This is a genomic window from Sulfurihydrogenibium azorense Az-Fu1 (assembly GCF_000021545.1).
GTDB classification, from domain to species: domain Bacteria; phylum Aquificota; class Aquificia; order Aquificales; family Hydrogenothermaceae; genus Sulfurihydrogenibium; species Sulfurihydrogenibium azorense.
In genome coordinates, this window is the sequence record NC_012438.1 from 1,265,052 (window position 1) to 1,284,056 (window position 19,005).

Consider the following 19,005-nt stretch of genomic DNA (forward strand, 5'->3'; position numbering starts at 1 on the left):
TTTTAAGGGTTTTGCTTTTTTAAACCTGAAAGTATTTTTACAATTTTATTTACCATAACAGGATCTGTATTGTTTAAAATTGCAGCTGCTTTCTTTTCATTCATGTTATAGAGTATGTAAGCTGCATCTTCAGCTGATTCCATCTTAGAAAACTTCTCTCCTGCAAGCTCTGGATCCATTTTCTCAAATATCTTTGCTAACTTTTTGTATCTTTCTTCAGAAATCTTTTTTTGAGATTCTTCAATCTGTTTTTTTAATTTTTCTAACTCTTCTTTCTCTTTCTTTATCTGTTCTAATAATGCTTGATTTTTTTGGTATGTCTCTTTTATTTCATTTCTTGCTTTTATAAGTTTTTCTAATTCTGCCTTTATTTCTTTCTCTTGAGGATAGCTAACTGTTATAGCTGTTAAAATTCCTATTGTAAATATCTGAATTTTTGATACTTTCTTCAAATTGAGCTTTTACCTCCATTTGCAGTTGTTTCTTAATGGTATACTTCTCTAAGGCTTTTTTGTAAGCATTTTTTTCTTTTATACTCTCTATGATTTTACTTTCTTCTTGGTGTAAGTCTTTCAGCTGCTTTTCAACTTCTTCTATTTTTTTATTTAAAAAATTTATATACTCACTTTTAATTTGTAAGTCGTAAATGTTTTCAACTTTAAAGTTATTTTCTATTTTTAACTGATTAACTAAACCATCTTTATACATATTTTTCTCAAGTATTTTTTTCCTAACTTCCAGCAGTCTATAAGTATCATTGTTTATTTGATTTTCCAGTACCTTCAAGATTCGGTCTAACTTCTTCATTAGTCTCTACCTTTTCTGTTTTTACTTTTTCTTTATACTCCTCTTCCTTGTCCGTTCCTGTTATTAGATTTATCTCTATCCTCCTGTTCATTGACCTTCCTATTTCAGAGGTGTTTGGTGCTATTGGTCTGGTGTCTGCGTATCCTACAGCCGTAAACATTGCAGGTGGGAGGTTTTTAGACTGTATTAAAAACCTTACAACAGAAGCTGCCCTTGCAGCTGACAGTTCCCAGTTAGACGGGTAAATACAGTTGCCAGAAGGGGGTATGTTATCTGTATGTCCTTCAACTTCAACAGGTAAGTTTGCTTCTTTTATAACTTCAGCAACTGAAGATAAAAGTTCTTGGTATTCTTTTTTTATCTCAACACTACAAGGATTAAAAAGTATATAATCTAATATTCTTATTCGTACTCCCATAGGTATTACTTCTACTTGGACTTTTCCTTCAAGATTTAGCTTTTTTACTATCTGTTCAACTCTTTCTTTTATCTTTTTTTTCGTATCTTCTCTTTTTTGTTTTACACCCACACCTTCTATAATAGAAGGTGGCGCGGAAGTTGATATAGGTTTAAAACTAAATGCTGCCGATATTGCTTCCACAAAAGAAGCTAGTTTCTTTTTATCTATAGTTGAAATTGCAAAGAGTGCTATGAATAAAGCAAGAAGTAAACTTAAAAAGTCCGCATAGGGAACAGCCCATCTCTCTCCAGCTCCGTGTTCTTCATGTTTTTTCTTTTTAGCCATTACTTACCTTGTTCTTCAGATTTTCCTGTGTATATTAAGAGTTGTTCTCTTAGCATTTTAGGGTTTTTAGCTAAAGCTATACCTATTATTCCCTCTAATATCATTTCTCTGGTTTTTATTATATCTTTCGCTTTAGCCTTCATCTTGTGTCCAAATGGTCCAAATAAAAGGTAAGAAGATACAATACCTGTAACAGTTGCTGTAAAAGCTCCCGCAATACCTTCTGCCATTTCTACAGGGTTTTCAAGTCTCTTTAAGGCAAGTATCAAACCCATAACAGCTCCAACAAGACCAAAAACAGGTGTAGTTTCTCCTGCCGTTATCCAGTACTTTGCAGCTCCTTCGTAATACTCTTCTATCTCTGCAATTTCAAGTTCCATCCTTTCTCTGATTACTTCTGGCTCTAATCCATCAACTAACATCTGAAGTCCTCTTCTAAAAAATGGGTCATCTATGTTTCCTATCTCCGCTTCTATGGATAGTATCCCTTCTTTTCTGGCTTTTTCTGCTATTTTTATTATCTGGTCTAACGTTTCTTCTGGATTAAGCTGAGGATTACCAAAGACAATTTTAAGTTCTTTATAAGCAGCTACAACGTATTTTTGCTTTGTTGCAACTGCAGCAGCTGATAGTGTCGTAGGTACAACAATTATGATAGATGATATATGTATAAGCCCAGCTGGGTTTCCCCCTTCTAGTATGTCTCCGATAGCAAATAACACTAACGCTGCAATTATACCACCAATTGTTGTTATATCCACGGTTTATCTCCGTTTTTTTTATTTTATTATATCAGATTTTAATAAAACTTCTTCTACGATTTGACCGTCCCTCATCTTGACTATCCTGTCTGTTCTTTCTGCTAAATCAGTTTCGTGGGTCACCATTATTATTGTTTTTCCTTCTTGGTTTATCTGCTTAAAAATTTCCATTACCTTTTCGGTATTTTTTGAGTCAAGATTACCTGTAGGCTCATCTGCAATTAGTATATCTGGGTCGTTTGATAGTGCCCTTGCAATAGAGACTCTTTGTTGTTCACCACCTGATATCTGGTAAGGTTTTCTATTTTCTTTTCCTTTTAAACCTAACTTCTCAAGTAAAACGTTAGCCTTTTCTTTTGCAACTTTTTTATCTACTTTCGCCTTCAACATAGGAACCATAACATTTTCTTCTAAAGTAAGCTCGTTTACAAGGTAGTGAAACTGAAAAACAAAACCAAACTTTTTATTCCTAAAAGTTGCAAGTTTATTTTTATCTTTGAATGAGACTGAACTACCTTCTACAATAACTTCTCCAGAAGTAGGACTGTCTAAAAGTCCAAGTATGTAAAGCAACGTACTTTTACCTGACCCTGAAGGCCCTATTATACTTAAAAACTCTCCTTTTTTTACCGAAAGATTTACATTTTTTAGTATCTTCTCTTGACCTATTATTTTTTCTATGTTTTTAACTGACAGAATCTCCATCAACCACTCCGGAATATATCAACGGGGTTTAGTTTTGATGCTTTGTAAGAAGGATAAAAAGACGCTAAAACAGAAAAAATTATAGAAAAGAAAAAACCGTAAATATAGTAAACAACACTTCTATCTAAAATAAAACCTTTTGACCTTACCAGTCCTTCTACATCTATCTTAACAGAAGATAACCACTCTTGAATACTATAACCTAAAACACTACCGATTAAGTAGCCAAAAAAACCAACAACAAAGCCTTGATAAACAAAAATTTTTATAATATCTCCCTCTTCGTATCCTACAGCTTTTAAAATTGCTATATCTTTTTTCTTTTCCATTACGGTCATCATTATTATGTTAAATATTCCAAATGCAGAAACTACCAGTATAGCAAAAACAATCATATATGTTATGTAGTTTTGGATTTTAAAAATTTGTAAGAAGTTTTTGTAAGCGTACTGCCAGCTTTCTGTGTAGTATCCTGTCTCATTGTGTATTTTTTTTGCTAACCTTTCTGCCATATTTACATCTTTTATCTTAAATATTAGCTCATTAACTTCATTGGGTCTTTCTAAGATGGACTGGGCAGTTCTTAAGTTTACATAAACTCTCGTTTGATCTAAGTTTGTTATACCTGATTCAAAAAAATCAATAACCTTAAATATCTGTTGATTACCGTTAGGTGTTGTAATTATCACTTTTTTACCAATCTCATCTATTCCTAAATCCTTTGCAAGTAATCTACCCAGTATCACACCGTTTCTATCGGAGAGAAGGTCATTTAACCTTTTGTTAGTAATAAATTTATCTATGACAGAAGCTCTTCTCTCTAATACAGGGTCTATTCCTATTAAATTTCCTGCTTTTTCTACAGTACCGTACCTTACTATAACTTGACTTGTAAGGTGGGGAGCTATGCCAAGTATATCACTACTGGGGCTATACTTTTCTATTATGTACTTGTAGTTTGTTATTTTGTCTTTTTCTTCTTTTGGTTTGTATCCGTAAACTTTTGCGATAGTATCTCTACCAAAAAACAGTTTTACTATCTCTTGTGGGTTGTTGTCTGGTTTTACTTTTAAGGTAATGTGGGCGTTTAGGTCTATGGCTTGTTCTATAAAGTACTTTTGAAAGCCGTTCATCAAGGACGCCATAACGATAAATGCAGCAACTCCAATAGATACTCCAATTATCGATACAAAGGTTTGTCTTTTTCTTTCAAACATAAGTTTTAAAGATAGAAAAATTACATGGTACATCTTACTTTCCGATAACCAGTGTATCGCCTTCTTTCAAGCCTTTTAAAACTTTTACATAGCCGTTGTAATCTTCACTTTCAGTCTGTATATTTATCTCTTTTACTTGGTTTCCTTGAAGGATTTTTACTCTACCTTCTGAGATAAACTCTTTTGGGATAAATATACCTTCTTCCTTTGATAGAATTATATTTCCTTCTACTGTCATGTTTACAACAACTGGTAGGTCATAGTTAACATCTGCTTTAACCTTGACGGTTCTTGAGTTTCTGTCTGATTGGAGTTCTATAGTTTTTATCTTTCCTGTAAAAACTTTATCAGGGTAGGAGTCCAACTTTATTAAAACTTCCATACCTTCTTTTATCTTTGGAATGTACTCTTCATCAACAAGTAAGACTGTTTCTATTTTGTTTGGATTTCCTATAGAGACTATCTGGTTAAACTGGGTCATTGAGTTTACGTAATCTCCTTCGTTTAAAAATTTTCTTAAAACTTTACCGTCTGTAGGAGATTTTACTATGTACTTGTCAAGTTCTTTTTCCAGTGAATTTTTCTTTGCAGATAGGCTTTTTAGTTGAAAGTTAAGGTCTTGGAGTGTGTCTTTGTAAAGCTCAAGCTGTTTTTTGTAATCTTTCTCTGCAACTTCTAAGTTTTTTGCAACTTCATCAAACTGTTCTTTAGATATAAGACCTTTTTCAAAAAGGGCTTTTCTTCTTTCGTATATTTTTTTTGCATTTTCATAGACTTGCCTTTTTATCTCTATCTGGGCTTGGTTTTCTCTTTGGAAAGGTGAGTTTTCTAAGAGTTTCTCTCTTATAGATGCAATCTGGTAATCTATGTCTTTTATGTTTTCATAGATAGTTTGGTTTGATATTTTGGCTATTGGCTGACCTTTTTTTACTGTATCTCCTTCTTTTATGTACATTTTTTCAACGTATCCAGATACTTCTGACTTTACTACTACTAAATCTGATGTATCTATGTATCCTGATGCGTAAACAGATTTTACTACCTGTCTTTTTTCTACTTTGTATGTTTGATAACTGTTATTTTTTTTGTAAAAAAACAAACCTAAAAGTATTAAAGCTAATACAATGCCAAGGATTACTACTTTTTTAACCATTTAGTATTTTTTCTCTCCATTTTTTAGCTATGTATAGTACCTTATCTTTTTCTACTGTTTGAACTACTTTATTTTTCATCACAACCTTCCCATTTATTATTACAGTGTCAACGTCTAAACCTTTTGCTGAGTAAACAATTTGGGTGTAAGGGTCAAAAAGTGGCTGTAGGTGTGGCTGATTTACATCTATGACAACTATGTCTGCATCTTTCCCAACTTCTATACTTCCTATTTTGTCTTCCATCATTACTGCTTTTGCACCTTGTCTTGTAATCATAGCTAAAACTTGTCTGGCAGGTAAAACTGTAGGGTTTAAGTTGTATCCTTTATGTAGCTTTGCAGCTGTAGAAGCTTCTCCTATAAGGTCTAAGTCGTCGTTGGAAGCTGTCCCATCTGTTCCAAGGGATACAACTACTCCCTTTTCTAACATCTTAGGAATGGGTGCTATTCCTGATGCAAGTTTTAGATTACTTTCTGGACAGTGGGCTATCTTTACATTTTTCTCTGATAGAAGCTCTATCTCTTCTTCTGTAGGATGAACCATGTGTGCAGCTAAAACTCTCTCATTTAAAACGCCTATACTGTCTAAATGTTTGACTGGTGTGTTTCCGTACCTGTTTTTAATCTCTTGTACTTCATGCTGTGTTTCTGAGACGTGAATATGGTATAAAACGTTGTACTCTATAGCGACTTCCATGGCTTTTACTAAAGTGTTTGGACTACAGGTGTAGGGTGCATGGGGACCAATTGCTGGAAATATATTTTTATCTTGTCTGTAGGTTAATATAAAATCTTTAGTTTTTTGTATTCCTTCTTCAGGGGTTTTTGCTGCTGGTGTTGGAAAGTCAAGTATACCTGTTGTTAAAACTGCTTTCATTCCTGCTTCTTTTACAGACTGGGCAACTGCATCTTCGTAAAAGTACATATCTACAAAACATGTTATACCATTTCTTATCATCTCATAGCAGGCTAAATCAGTGCCATCTTTTACAAACTCGTAACTTACGTACTTTCCTTCTACTGGCCATATGTACTGTTCAAGCCAAACCTTTAAGGGGTTATCACTTCCATACCCTCTAAGTAGTGTCATAGCTGCGTGGGTATGGGTGTTGATTAATCCAGGTATTACTACGTTTGAATTTAGGTCTATCACTTCTTTAGCTTCAAACTCTGACTTTCCTTCTCCTACTTCTACAATCTTTCCATCTTTTATGGCTACATAGCCGTTTTTGTACTCTGTAAAGTTTTCATCCATCGTTAAAATGTAGCCGTTTTTCAAAACTAAATCAAACATTCTCTTCCTCCTAAATAAACTCTTTTAAAAATTCGTAAAGTTCTTGACTTGGTTGTAAGTCAACATAGTACGTTCCATCTTCATGTTCTATTCTTAAAGTTTTCCCATCATCTTTAAAAAAGATGTTTGTAAGACCTTTTGAAAAGTACCACTCAAGTTCTTGGGTTATTGACTTCATATAGAGAGTAAATCCTCCCGGTCTTTTGGCTACTTTTGTTAGGACAACGGGAGCTTTGTTGACCCAGTCTTCTTCTTCCCATTCAAAAGTGTTAACGTCTGTTGCTATACCTTTTAGATTAAACTCTTTCTCTATCCAATTCATTTTCCTAACCCTCTACAAATTTTCTTACAGAGCTCCTGCCATGTTTTACTTTAGTGTTTTTAAACTCCTTTACTACATCTTTCAAGACTTTCTTTCTTCTCTCTTTTTCAAACTGGTTTGAAAATTTTACTTCAAACAATTTTAAAGCATTTTCAATCTCTTCTCTACTTGAGACGGTATAATCTTTTATAGTTTTTAAAAAATCTCTTGCTTTTTTATGGGTAAGTGTAAGGTAAACTTTTTTTCTGTTTTTTCTTAAACTCCCTCCAAAAGTTTCCTTTATAGGTTTTAGTGCATCTTGAGATTTTGCCTTTAATGTTATATGAAGATAAATTGATGTTTTTGACCTTTGGTCTTTTCTAAAAGAGATTTTTCCTCCACTGTCAAACAAGCCTGCTGTGTAAAAGAGTAGAGCCTGTTTTTCCTCCATTTACTTTATATCCATCTGGGATATTTCTTTTAAAAGTTCATCTACCATCTCTTCTTCTGATACTTTTCTGATTGGCTGACCATTTTTAAACAGTATAGCAGACTTATAACCACAGGCAAGCCCTATATCAGCTTCTTTTGCTTCTCCTATAGCATTTACAACACATCCCATTATAGCAACTTTTAAGGGTTTATCTATTCCTGAGAGTTTTTCTTCAACTTGTTTTACTACCTCAGGAAGGTTAACTTCTATTCTTCCACAGGTAGGACAGGAGACTATCTCTACTCCTTTCCTTCTAAGTCCAAGAGATTGAAGTATCTGGTATGCAACTTTAACCTCTTCTTCAGGGTCTGCTGTTAATGATACCCTAACAGTATCTCCTATACCTAAGTAAAATAGAATTCCAAGACCTACAGCTGACTTGATAGATCCTCTATCCTTTGGTCCTGCTTCTGTGATACCAACGTGGAGTGGTATATCTGTTTTTTCTGCAAAAATTTTGTTTGCTTCTACATTTTGAAGAACATCAGAGCCTTTTATAGAGACTTTAAAGTTTGTAAACCCAACCTTTTCAAAAAACTCTGACCAGTACAGTGCACTTTCTGCCAGAGCCTGGGCTGACGGATAACCATACTTATCTAAAAGTCTTTTTTCTAGTGAACCTGAGTTAACTCCAAGTCTTACAGCAATGTTTCTTTTTTTACACTCTTGTAAAATCTCTTTTATCTTTCCTTCGTCGTTTATATTTCCGGGGTTAAGTCTTATTCCGTGTATACCACTTTCTAAAGACAGCATTGCAATTCTAGGAGAAAAATGTATATCTCCTATTACAGGAATAGGTGAGTTTTTAACTATCTCAGGTAGGGCTAAAGCGTCTTCTTCTCTGGGGACTGCAACCCTTATTATCTCACAACCTGCTTTTGCAAGTCTGTTTATCTGGTTTAAAGTGGCCTCTATATCGTGGGTTTTAGTGTCTGTCATGGACTGGACAACTATAGGAGCTCCATCTCCTATTTTAACGTTTCCTACAAAAACAGGTCTTGTCTTTCTTCTTTTAATCAAGGTACTGTCAACTCCATTCCTACAGAAATTGTGTTATCTTCTAAGTTATTCAATCTTTTGATTGTTTCAACATCAGTTCCATATCTTTTTGCTATACTGTAAAGTGTGTCTCCGGGTTTAACTATGTATTTTTTAACTTTATAACTAGCTTTTATAATCTCAGGTTTGTCTTTATCAGATTCTATAAGACTAACAACAATGTTTTCTTGTTTAGGCTCTGGTATGGTTTTAGGACTTTCTCTTGGTTTTCTATTGTTAGCATACATTTTAGGTGGTGGAGATGTTATAAATCTTCTGTCAAAGCTTGCGGTGTCTATCTTAGGTAAATTTATGTTTATTCCTTCAAAGGCAACGTCTGTTTTAAGATGGGCGTTGTAAAACTTTAGTATATCGTAATCTATATTTTTTTCTTTAGCTAAATCCAAAAGGTTTATCTCTTTATCAGCTGTAAAGTTTATAACATCGTAAATGTTAGACCTTGTATCTAAACCGTACTTCTCTGGGTTGTTTGCTATAAGAAGAATGGCAAAAAACCTTGGAACGTATTCCCTTGTTTCAGAAGGAAGGTAATCTTTTATATCTTTATAGGTTATACCGTTGTAAGCTTCTAATCTCTTTGCAACACATTTTTCTCCACAGTTATAACCTGCAATGGCAAGTTCCCAATTTCCAAACATACTGTAGAGGGATTTAAGGTATTTGGCAGCTGCTACAGTAGATTTGTAAGGGTCTCTTCTTTCGTCTACAAACTCATCAATTCTAAGTCCAAACCTTCTTGCTGTAGATGGGATAAACTGCCATATACCTGCTGCGTTTGAAGGAGAGGTAGCATAAGGATTAAACCCACTTTCTACAACAGCAAGGTAAGCTATCTCTTGTGGAAGTCCTTCTTGTAAGAAAATTCTTTTAACCATAGGTAAAAAGTAGTTTGCCCTTTTTAGTGCATTCTCTGTAAAGGATTTTTTAGTAGTAGTAAAGTAGTTTATAAAGTATTCTACATCTTCATCTCTTGGAACTTCTATACCAAGTATCTGTGCTTCTTGAGTTATATAATTTTTATCACTTTCACTTAGTCCATAATTAACAGCTTCTATTATTGCTTTTGAATCAAAATAATTAATTTTATCTTCCCTTATAGGATTAGTGCTTTGTTTTGTTTTAGGTGTATCAGGGAGTTTAACTGTAGAGTAAGTTTTTTTAGAAGGCGGTTTAGTAGTTGTCTTTACATCTCTAACTTGGACTGAGCAGGATGTTAAAACAAAACTTATTAATAAGAAGTATACTACTACTTTTAATTTCACAATCTATCCAAGTTAATAGGGTTTTATATACTTATTCGTCAACAGATGTTAAAACTTTACTATTTAACGCTTTGACTCTTTTATGTTCTTTTATTGTGTTTGAATTTTCATCAATATATACAAGGTCAACATAGAAGTTTTCTAAATCTTTTTCGTTAACTGCTGCGTAAGAAGCTATTATAATAATGTCATTGTAATGCCCAAGTCTTGCAGCTGCACCATTTAAAATACATTCCCCCGAGTATCTAACACCCGGTATAACGTAAGTAGAAAATCTTTGACCGTTGTTTACGTTATAAACCTCTATCTTCTCAAAAGGTATAAGGTTTGCAGCTTCCATTATAGCTTCATCTAACGTTAAACTTCCTTCGTAATGAAGGTCAGCTCCTGTTATCTTTATTCTGTGTACTTTTGATTTTAGTAAAGTTCTATACATAAAAAACACCTCCTAACTTTCTCTTTTAACAATGTAATGGGCAAGGTTAATAAGGTCTTGTTTATCTTTATTATCAGGGAAATCTTTTAAATTTTCAATGGCTTTTCTCACATAACTTTCTGCGTCTGCTTTTGCTTTTTCTATCCCACCGTAATCTTCAACAATTTTTTTAGCCTTAAGAAGGCTCTCTACAGAGGGATTTTTATCTAGGACAACAGATTTGATAAAATCCTTATCTTCTTTGTTTAAAATGTCTTTAACTACAAGTAGTGGATAGGTTATCTTCCCTTCTTTAAGGTCATTCATAAGACTTTTACCTACTTTTTCTTCATCTCCTTCGTAGTCTAAAATATCATCTACTATCTGAAAGGCAACACCTAAGTTAACACCGTACTGGTAAGCATTTTCTTTAAGATTTTTATCTTCACTAGCAAGTGCTGTTCCTACATAACAGCAGCTCCCAAACAAGACTGCAGTTTTTCCTAATACAATTTTGTAGTAATCATCAAAGGTAGTGTCAAAGTTAGCTATTTTTTTTAGTTCTAACAGTTGTCCTTCTGCCATCTTTTTTACACTATCGCTAACGTTTTTAATCATATCTATATCACCGTAAATAGAAAAAAGGTAAAGGGCGTTTGCATACATGTAATCACCAACTAAGACGGTTGTATCGTTTCCAAAAACTCTGTTTGCTGTAAGTCTTCCCCTTCTCTTTTCAGACTCATCAACAACATCGTCGTGTAAAAGTGATGCAGTATGAAGGTACTCTAAAGCAGATGCTAATATGTAGTCTTCCTCTTTATTGTACCCTCTTATCATACTTGCAAATTTTAAAACAAGGTAAGGTCTAACTCTTTTTCCACCACCGTCAAGTATGTATCCACCAACTTGTAAAATAAAGTCAACTGAAGAGTCTAAATACTTTCTTAACGTGCTTTCTACTTTTTCCTTGTCAAAAACTATCAACTTTTACTCCTGCTGAAAAGTGTAAATACATTATAAATTATTTTTTAGATTCTTCACTTTGAATTTATATAACTTAAGACTGCCTTTTTTAAGAAAATAGAAAACGGTGCTTCAGGGTTGTACATTATAATAGGTTTACATTTACCTTGAGACTCTGAAACCTGTTTATCTGTTGGTAATATACCTAAAATATTTTTCTTGTTTAGTTCGGCTACAATTAAGCGGGTAAAATCTTCACTTATTAATGTGGGCTCTGTTTTATTTATAATGGTATATATTTCTGATTTGATTCCACTTTTTTGAATAAATTGTAGAAATATCTTCAAAGAAGAGTAAGTGGCAGGGTCTGGGTTTAAAACCATTAAAAAGTCTTCTGATACGTTTAAAAGGGTTTCTATGTGTTTTGATATTCTAGGAGGAGTGTCATAAACTACAAAATCAAAGTTAAACTTGCTAATGTTAGTTAAAAACTTTCCAACTAAGTCAACAGTAAAGCCATCTTCATACAATATAGGATTCTTTATACAAAAAACTCCTGTTGGTAAAAAGTAGAAATTAGGATTCTCTTTTAAAAAAGGAGTTTTAACCAATCCTTCTGAGTTTTCTCCTTCAAACAGTATCTCAGAAAATCCTTTTTTAAATTCTTGACATAAAAAAAATGCTAAACTGTTTTGAGGGTCTGTGTCTACAAGAAGGACTTTATAATATTTAGATAGCTCGTAAGCGAAGTTTAAAGCTACTGTAGATTTTCCTACACCTCCTTTGAAAGATCCTACTGTTATATTAATCATCTCTTATAAATCTCCTTTTCTAATTTGAGTAAATCGTTTTCAGTAATGTTGTATCTTTTACCAAAGAAGTATTGTAAGTAAGCAGATGTAAAGATCTCAGAATATTTAGATGTTTTTCTATACTCTCCTGCCAAGTTTAGAAAAATGTTATCTCTAAGCATGTACACTCCTCCTAAATAACCATCGAAAGCCAAATCTGTACTTGATTTATCGTTATTTTTTAATAATAAGCCACCTAAAAATACTTTATAGTGAATGCCAAATCTTTCGTTCATAAAGTAAAAACCTTCAAGCATAGGTGCAACTATAAACATATTTTTTGGTGAGAAGTATCCTCCACAACCGTAGTAGTAGCAATCTTGGTCTTTAGAGTATTTACTATACAAAAAGAAAAGCCCCAAATAGTCTTTATCTCCAATAAGTTTACCAGCAAAGATTTTAGGTAAAACTATTAAGTTTATGTTTGTATTTTCTTGTATGTCTTGTCCTTTTATCTTCTCAATGCTAGCTTGAGTATAAACAAATGATCCTTTTTCATCAATAGATTGTTCGTAAGAAGCCTTTACTCCTGTTCCTACAGCTCTTCCCCAGTTTTTGTATGAATATGGGTCAGCTGTTCCTACATAGGATAGAATAGAATCTCTTATGGGTCTTTGATACAATCCTATGCTTATTTTGTTATTTGTAGTTTTTAACTTTCCTTCAATATCATAAATAAATTTAGAGTTTATACCGTTGTTAACTTTTGGTGTTAAGCCAACGTTTCCATTTAAGTCAAAATAGTTACTGTTTAGACTAAACCCTGCAAAAGGTTCTATACCAGAGTAAGATGAAGGTACAGATCTTAAAATAGTTATATTTTGAGGGGTTCCAAAATTGTTGTAATCCTTTAAAGTTCCGGAATCTAAATTTGTAAAATAAGTTCCCACATAAACCATTAAGTTTTCATTAAAGTAGTAGTTTAGCTTTAAAAAAGGTGAAGTGTCTGTAAGTTTACTTTTGCCACTCTCTCCACTTTTATCTCTAAACTTTACTCCTAAAACCACATTACTAACATAATCTTGTTCTTGTAATTTAATTTTTTGTTTAATCTCCTCTATTTCAAGCTTATCTTTTTTTTTCTCAGAGTTATCTTGAGTTAAAAATCTTTCATCTCTATCAACTATTTCTACCTCGGAGTTATATTTTCTTTTGTCAAGATCACTTTGATTTAATTTTTCAAATTTATCGTTATTCTCAGTAGTGATATATTCTTTTTTTTCATTTTGAAGGTGAGAGTTAGAATCTTCATCAAGTATAAAAGGAACTTCTCTTTCTCTTTTTTCTATAGGTGCTGGCTTCTTATAGATAGGTTGTTTTTCTATATTTTCTTCAACTGGTTTAGTATCATATGTACTTTCATACTTTTTTATGATCCTTTCTGCATCTTTGTATCTTCCCATTGAGTAGTAAATCGTAGCTAACTCTTTTAAAATATTCTTATCTGTTGATTTTTCTAAACTACTAAGCAAGTTTTCTAAATCTTTAACTTTTTTTAGATTTAAGTAAGTGTATGCTAAACCTAACTTTGCGTTTTCATCTTCAGGATTAAACAAAAGTAGTTGGTTAAATATTTTTTCACTACATTTGTAATCTTTGAGATTATAGCAAGACCAACCTAAAACTTGCAGTAGTGTACTATCGTTCGGGAAGATCTCCAGTCCTTCTAATGCTACTCTTTTTGCCTTTGAGTAATTTTTGGTGTTTAAGTAATAAGAAGCAAGTTTTCCATAAAATACTTGGTAAAACTCTTTTAATTGATCCTTTTCTTCTTGGGATAAATTCTTCGGATTGATCGTAGATAGTATAGTCTTTACTTGGTCAAATAGTCCTAGATTGGTAAGTCCATAGAGATATGCTATTTTTATACCAGTGTTATTTGGATCTAATTGGTAAGCTTTTGTTATATACTGGAAAAACTTTTTTTCATCTTTTCTGTCTTTATAAACATTTGCTAAAATTGGATATGCAACTGGATTATTCTTGTTTAACTCTAAAACTTCTAATGCGTACTTTTCTGCTAAATCTAAATTCTTTCTTTTATACTCTTCTTGAGCTTTTGATATTAGTATTAACTCTTTAATCTTCTTTTCGTCTTGATCGTAAACTCCTAAAGCTTTTAGTTTTTCTATTAAATCTAGAGCTTCCTCGTACCTTTGAGTTTTTATATAAACAGCTTTTAAACCCTTTAAAGCATCTATGTTTTTACTGTCTATAAAAAGAACGTTTCTATAGTAACTTTCAGCTTTTTCAAGATCTTCTTTTTTTAAGTACAGATAACCTAAATTCAAAAGAACGTAAATATTGCTTGGATTTTGTAAATATAACTCTTTCAACTTACTTTCTGCAATCTCGTACTCACCTGCATCTATATACTTTTTAATGCTATCTAAATCTTTGTAAAACGACTTACTTTTTAAAGTAATTCTTTGTTCCTCAGTTAAATAATTCTCAAATTTTCTAAGCTCATCAATTTGATTTGTTTCTATTAGATAATCAATATAAGCTTGAATTACTTTTTTATCGTTTGGATACTTGTTATAAAGACTTTTTATTTCCCTTTCAGCTTCTTTTAAATCTTTTTGCCTTAGATATGTATAGAATATACCTATTTTTGACTCTACATTATCTTTATAAGATAAGCTTAATTTAAAGTTTTCATAAGCTCTTTTTAGATCATTTTTTTCTAGGTATTCATAACCTAATTTCATATGATAAACATAACACGAATCTTTTACCAAATTTTTTGCTTCTGGTTTTACATTTTGAATTTCCTTAAATACACTACAAGCTTTTTCAAAGTTCTCATTTTTTAGATTAATTAATCCTATAACAAACTTTGCATCATTTTTATAAGGAGTTTCTTTTAAATTTTCTGCTATTTCTAATGCTTTACTATAATTACCTGCGTTAAGTTCCTCGTACATGGGTTCAACTTCTTTTGAAAGATTAAAAGACTTTTTTCCTTCAGATTTTTCTTCCTGTACTACTTTTTTAATAGTTTGGTTTTGTTTATCTTTTAAAACTGGTGTGTCTTTGGAAGTGCCAATATTTATATTCTCAACTTTTTCGGATTTTTCTTGAGATTTAGCCGGTGATTGGGTAGAGTTTGAAACAGAAGCTCTAAAACCATTTTTCTCAAGAAAATCTCTAAGCTGTAGAACATAATTTATATTGTCAGACTTTGCACATACATACATTGAAGTATTTAATTTTTGACATTTTTTAAATCCTAAATCGTTTAATCTTTGAAAATCTTTATTATCTTTTACAACAACTATGAGTTGATACTCTTGGCTGTAAGCGAGTAAACTAAACGTTAAAATAGTTAAAATTGTACCTATTTTACGCATTTCATCACCTTAATCCAAAAAAAGTTCAAAAGTATCACAAAAATAATTATTTTTATCGTTATTCTTTAAAACTTTATACCTTTCTAAATATTTTTCATCATTGTACAGTAAATAAAAAAATCTATAAACACAAAATGGTGATTCACTTACTTCTTGCTGTAAACTTCCCAAGTTATAGTTAAAAGGAATATAACCTTTTGCTTTAAAAAAAGAATCTACTTCAGAGAAAGATGTTTTTAAGTCTTCCAGACTCTCCTTAGCCATGTATGTATAAGGTATAACTCTGTAAACATCAAGATTAACAGGACTTATAGGAATAAGTTTTTTCTCTATTAAGTTGAATTTCAAGTTTGTGGATAGTATGGTTTTAAACAAAATGTTTTTAGTATAGTTATACACTCCCTTCCAAAGGTTATCTTTGTAAGACAATTCTTTAAGTATAAAAGTTATATAATAAGAAGGAAATATAACTATATCATACTTTTCGTTAGAAAAACCGTAAGTAGCAGGTAAAAGTAAGTAGTTATCTTTCAACTTATTATCTTTTACAATAACTATCAAATTCTTCAAAGAATTGAAAATTTTCTCTCCTTCATCTTTATATGCCTTATCTCCCCACTTTTCGTATGCCTTCAACAATGCATAAGCAATTAAGAAGTCTCCATCTGTAGCGTTATTTTTATCTTTTACTTCATCATTCCAAAGCCATGAGAAAAGATAATCTTCTCTTTGAAGGTTTTTCCTAGTCCACTGCCAAAGGTTATCAAAAGTTGTTTTATCATCGTTTAAAATGGCGAGTATCATACCGTAACCTTGAGATTCAGATGTAACCCGGTTTTCATTGTAAGGATCTATTACATAACTTCCATTAGGTATATACTTGTTTTTGTAGTTCTGCCATGTTAGAATCTCCTGTCCATTTGAAAAGCCTAAAAAACCAAGCACTGAAAAAATTATTAACAACCTTTTCATCATATTTCACCGTCTAATCTTCTCTTTTCTCTATAATCTAAAATTTTCTTAACTACCAAAGAAAGAATTATTGTTAAAATTACTGCCGCCAAGGCTAACTTCATAGGTGAAAATCCTAATTCAAATATAAGCCTTTCAAAAAATGGTAAGTTCCCTATATAAAATTTTTCACTAATATTATCACTGAAGAACTGGTTGACATAAAAGTCCCATATAGCAATATCCCCTTTTACCTGCCCAGCAAATTTTGGTATATATAACATATAAGAAGCTTTCTCTATACCATTTAAATTTGGAGAGTAAAGTACCGTAACAACTTTTTGACTATCGTAAGGTGATTGGAACATTATGAAAAATACTTGATTAGTAAGGGTGTTAAGATAGTTAAGGTTAGCTATATTAGATTTATCCTTTTTTAATTTTTTTAAAAAACTACCATTAAAGATACTTTTAAATATAGGTACAGATAAATCTATGTTTTCTGTTATCTTTATAGGCGATTTAGATTGAAGCTCCAAAGGTATACTTCTTCCTACGTATATTATGTGTTTTGATTTTACATCCTCGTTTATATAACTATAAACTCTGAGGTTAACATAAGGGCTTAAAGACCTGGACCCAAGATAGGAAGATAAAGTCAACAAAGAAGATATAATAGTATCATTTTTTTCATTTATTAAAAACACAGTATCACTTAAATCAGCTTGCATAGAATAGGGGAAGCCTGAATCTACAAAATATTCAAGATAAGGCATCTCAAACCAATATGGCATTTTAGGAATCTCAATGTAAGATTTAGAAGTAAAGAAAGTACCTCTAAGAGCTTCTATGTTAGGTGATATACAGAAACCTCCTCCAGGTGCCATTATAGCATATTCTATTTTTAATTTATTTAAGCCTTGTTGTAAAAGGTAAGCAGGTATATCTATATCTTTTTCTTCCATCACTGTTCCATACTTCTTTTCAATCTTTAATGAGGTTATATACTTATCGTTTAAGTATATATTTATAACTGAATCCTCTCTGGCACCAGCTCCATAGTTGTATGCAAAATGAAACTTTATCTTTTTATTTTTCTGAATATATAGTCCTTGAGGTATTCTAAACTCTACTACTGCAGGTGGTGGATATATACCTTTAAATTTAAAATCATCATAACCTAATTCACTTAAGTAAACTTTTTTGCCAAGAGGTATAAACATAGCGGTGTTGTAAATTGATAAATCTGCTTGTTTTATATTTAGAATGTTATAATCTTTTCCTGTGTATACATTTTCCTTAACACTCATAAAACTGTTTAAACTCTTTAAAATTCGATCATAACTGTTTCCTGTTATTACGACAACAGCTTTTGTAATATCAAAAGGATTTGGGTATACAGCTATATCTGGTATTCTTCTTTCATCTTGAAGATTTAAAATCTGTTTCACAAAGCTTTTAGATCCTATTATAAAAACATCTTTATCTTCAGGAATTTTATTTAAATAATCTATCTTTACTCTCCTATACCTTAAGTAGCTACCTATGTATCCAGCAAGTCTTGCTGCTAATGATAGATAAGAGTCTTCTTTATTCTCCGTAATTATACCTACATTTATAGGGTTAAAAAGTTTTTGGTCAAGTACGTAGTCTCTTATTAGTAATGTGTCCTCCAAGATAGGTTTTTCATCGTAAGTAATTTTTATGTAGCTATTTTCTAAATCTAATTTAGACCAAAGTTCCGGACTTCCTTCAAACTCACAACAGTTTAAGCAATAATGATGAATAGCAGATATTTTTAAATCATTAAACGGTTCTAAATTTACGGTAGGTAGATTAGTTTCTATTATCATTATATCTAGTAGTGGATCAAAAGGTTTTTGTAAAACAAGCTTATTGTTAAAAAACAATGCTATACTACTTCTTTCTTTAACTAACGCTCTAGATTTTTCAACTTCTAAGTGTAGAAATAAATTTTTAACCAAATACCTTGAAGATATGGGAATTTTCACTGTATACTCAGCTTCTATACTTCTTAACATGGGATTTTGAAAAGCAATATCTTTAAGAGGAACTACTATTTCTTTACCGTAAGCACTGTTAATAAGAAAAGTAAAAAAACTAAGCCATACTAAATATACAATAGTCACCTTTTTCTTCATTAGCACATATCCTCTCTTCTAAGTTTATTTCTTCATCAAATATTAAGGATAGAACCTTAGAGTAAAACTCAGCTAAAAATTTGCAGGTTTTTCTTATTTCAGTTGAGTTATTTAACTTAACAAAAGGAGAATTCCAGTGATAAATTTCTATTTTTTTAGAACTTAAATCTACAACAATTTTAGAAAAACCAAGACTGTGTAAGCTTAAAAATTTATTTACTAAAATCCAAATTTTTTCTAAATCTCCTTCACCTAAATTTTTAAGATTTTCTAAAAATTCTTTATTCCTTTCATAAAAATTTTCAAAATACATAGACATAAACTCGTTATAATCTTTTTCCTCTACAACTGATTGAAGTGTGTAAACAAGTACTGAAAACAAAGAGTTATATTTCAAGTCTTCTACATTCAAGTTTTCAGGATAAGATATAACACTTTTTTGGTCCGTTATTAAATTAGGTTTTGATGTTGTAACATCTTTTTTCTTTTTGAGTAAATCCATAACAATCT

General features: G+C 31.6%; 19 protein-coding genes. All 19 read right to left on the reverse strand.

Annotated elements, in window-relative coordinates; genetic code table 11:
- Window positions 1–2: 2 nt before the first annotated feature.
- From SULAZ_RS06645 to SULAZ_RS06735, 19 genes are read right to left on the reverse strand one after another with little or no spacing between them, the layout of a single operon-like run.
- Window positions 3–452 carry a MotE family protein gene (locus SULAZ_RS06645; RefSeq protein ID WP_012674707.1) on the reverse strand — a complete coding sequence of 150 codons (450 nt, stop codon included), beginning with the start codon at window positions 450–452 and terminating at the stop codon, window positions 3–5.
- Entirely contained in the window at window positions 391–807 is a 417-nt protein-coding gene (locus SULAZ_RS06650; protein ID WP_148205397.1) for a hypothetical protein, read from the reverse strand. Before SULAZ_RS06650 ends, SULAZ_RS06645 begins: the two co-directional genes overlap by 62 nt.
- The gene (locus SULAZ_RS06655; RefSeq protein ID WP_012673578.1) at window positions 755–1,552 is read right to left on the reverse strand and encodes an OmpA/MotB family protein; all 798 of its coding nucleotides are present in this window, start codon (window positions 1,550–1,552) and stop codon (window positions 755–757) included. Before SULAZ_RS06655 ends, SULAZ_RS06650 begins: the two co-directional genes overlap by 53 nt.
- Window positions 1,552–2,313: a flagellar motor stator protein MotA gene (gene motA, locus SULAZ_RS06660; RefSeq protein ID WP_012675092.1), complete on the reverse strand. Its 762-nt coding sequence runs from the start codon at window positions 2,311–2,313 to the stop codon at window positions 1,552–1,554. The genes SULAZ_RS06655 and motA overlap by 1 nt, the downstream gene beginning before the upstream one ends.
- An 18-nt stretch (window positions 2,314–2,331) precedes the next feature.
- Entirely contained in the window at window positions 2,332–3,018 is a 687-nt protein-coding gene (locus tag SULAZ_RS06665) for an ABC transporter ATP-binding protein (RefSeq protein WP_012673808.1), read from the reverse strand.
- A complete protein-coding gene (locus SULAZ_RS06670) occupies window positions 3,018–4,268 on the reverse strand; it encodes an ABC transporter permease (protein WP_012674719.1) in 1,251 nt (416 codons plus the stop codon). The genes SULAZ_RS06665 and SULAZ_RS06670 overlap by 1 nt, the downstream gene beginning before the upstream one ends.
- A 1-nt stretch (window position 4,269) precedes the next feature.
- A complete protein-coding gene (locus tag SULAZ_RS06675; protein WP_012674727.1) occupies window positions 4,270–5,388 on the reverse strand; it encodes an efflux RND transporter periplasmic adaptor subunit in 1,119 nt (372 codons plus the stop codon).
- The gene (locus tag SULAZ_RS06680; RefSeq protein WP_012674788.1) at window positions 5,381–6,682 is read right to left on the reverse strand and encodes an amidohydrolase; all 1,302 of its coding nucleotides are present in this window, start codon (window positions 6,680–6,682) and stop codon (window positions 5,381–5,383) included. Before SULAZ_RS06680 ends, SULAZ_RS06675 begins: the two co-directional genes overlap by 8 nt.
- A 10-nt stretch (window positions 6,683–6,692) precedes the next feature.
- Window positions 6,693–7,004 (reverse strand): hypothetical protein, encoded by a 312-nt coding sequence (locus SULAZ_RS06685; RefSeq protein ID WP_012674045.1) that lies wholly within the window; start codon window positions 7,002–7,004, stop codon window positions 6,693–6,695.
- Between the two features lie 4 nt (window positions 7,005–7,008).
- A complete protein-coding gene (locus SULAZ_RS06690; RefSeq protein WP_012675064.1) occupies window positions 7,009–7,434 on the reverse strand; it encodes an LAGLIDADG family homing endonuclease in 426 nt (141 codons plus the stop codon).
- Window positions 7,435–8,496 (reverse strand): flavodoxin-dependent (E)-4-hydroxy-3-methylbut-2-enyl-diphosphate synthase, encoded by a 1,062-nt coding sequence (ispG, locus tag SULAZ_RS06695; RefSeq protein WP_012674455.1) that lies wholly within the window; start codon window positions 8,494–8,496, stop codon window positions 7,435–7,437.
- A complete protein-coding gene (locus SULAZ_RS06700; RefSeq protein WP_012674981.1) occupies window positions 8,493–9,797 on the reverse strand; it encodes a lytic transglycosylase domain-containing protein in 1,305 nt (434 codons plus the stop codon). The genes ispG and SULAZ_RS06700 overlap by 4 nt, the downstream gene beginning before the upstream one ends.
- Before the next feature lie 31 nt (window positions 9,798–9,828).
- The gene (gene panD / locus SULAZ_RS06705; protein WP_012674206.1) at window positions 9,829–10,233 is read right to left on the reverse strand and encodes an aspartate 1-decarboxylase; all 405 of its coding nucleotides are present in this window, start codon (window positions 10,231–10,233) and stop codon (window positions 9,829–9,831) included.
- Window positions 10,234–10,245: 12 nt separating this feature from the next.
- Window positions 10,246–11,199, reverse strand: coding sequence for a polyprenyl synthetase family protein (locus SULAZ_RS06710; protein ID WP_012674798.1), 954 nt, complete (start codon window positions 11,197–11,199; stop codon window positions 10,246–10,248).
- 53 nt (window positions 11,200–11,252) lie between these two features.
- Window positions 11,253–11,990 (reverse strand): ParA family protein, encoded by a 738-nt coding sequence (locus SULAZ_RS06715; protein ID WP_012673936.1) that lies wholly within the window; start codon window positions 11,988–11,990, stop codon window positions 11,253–11,255.
- Complete coding sequence (locus SULAZ_RS06720) at window positions 11,987–15,382, reverse strand: cellulose synthase subunit BcsC-related outer membrane protein (RefSeq protein ID WP_012675121.1); 3,396 nt, start codon at window positions 15,380–15,382, stop codon at window positions 11,987–11,989. The genes SULAZ_RS06715 and SULAZ_RS06720 overlap by 4 nt, the downstream gene beginning before the upstream one ends.
- Before the next feature lie 9 nt (window positions 15,383–15,391).
- Window positions 15,392–16,327, reverse strand: a complete 936-nt coding sequence (locus SULAZ_RS08760) for a glycosyl hydrolase family 8 (RefSeq protein ID WP_187145712.1) — start codon at window positions 16,325–16,327, stop codon at window positions 15,392–15,394.
- 26 nt (window positions 16,328–16,353) lie between these two features.
- A complete protein-coding gene (bcsB, locus tag SULAZ_RS06730; RefSeq protein ID WP_012673581.1) occupies window positions 16,354–18,495 on the reverse strand; it encodes a cellulose biosynthesis cyclic di-GMP-binding regulatory protein BcsB in 2,142 nt (713 codons plus the stop codon).
- Window positions 18,455–18,997, reverse strand: a complete 543-nt coding sequence (locus SULAZ_RS06735) for a hypothetical protein (RefSeq protein ID WP_012674069.1) — start codon at window positions 18,995–18,997, stop codon at window positions 18,455–18,457. The genes bcsB and SULAZ_RS06735 overlap by 41 nt, the downstream gene beginning before the upstream one ends.
- Between the last annotated feature and the right edge of the window lie 8 nt (window positions 18,998–19,005).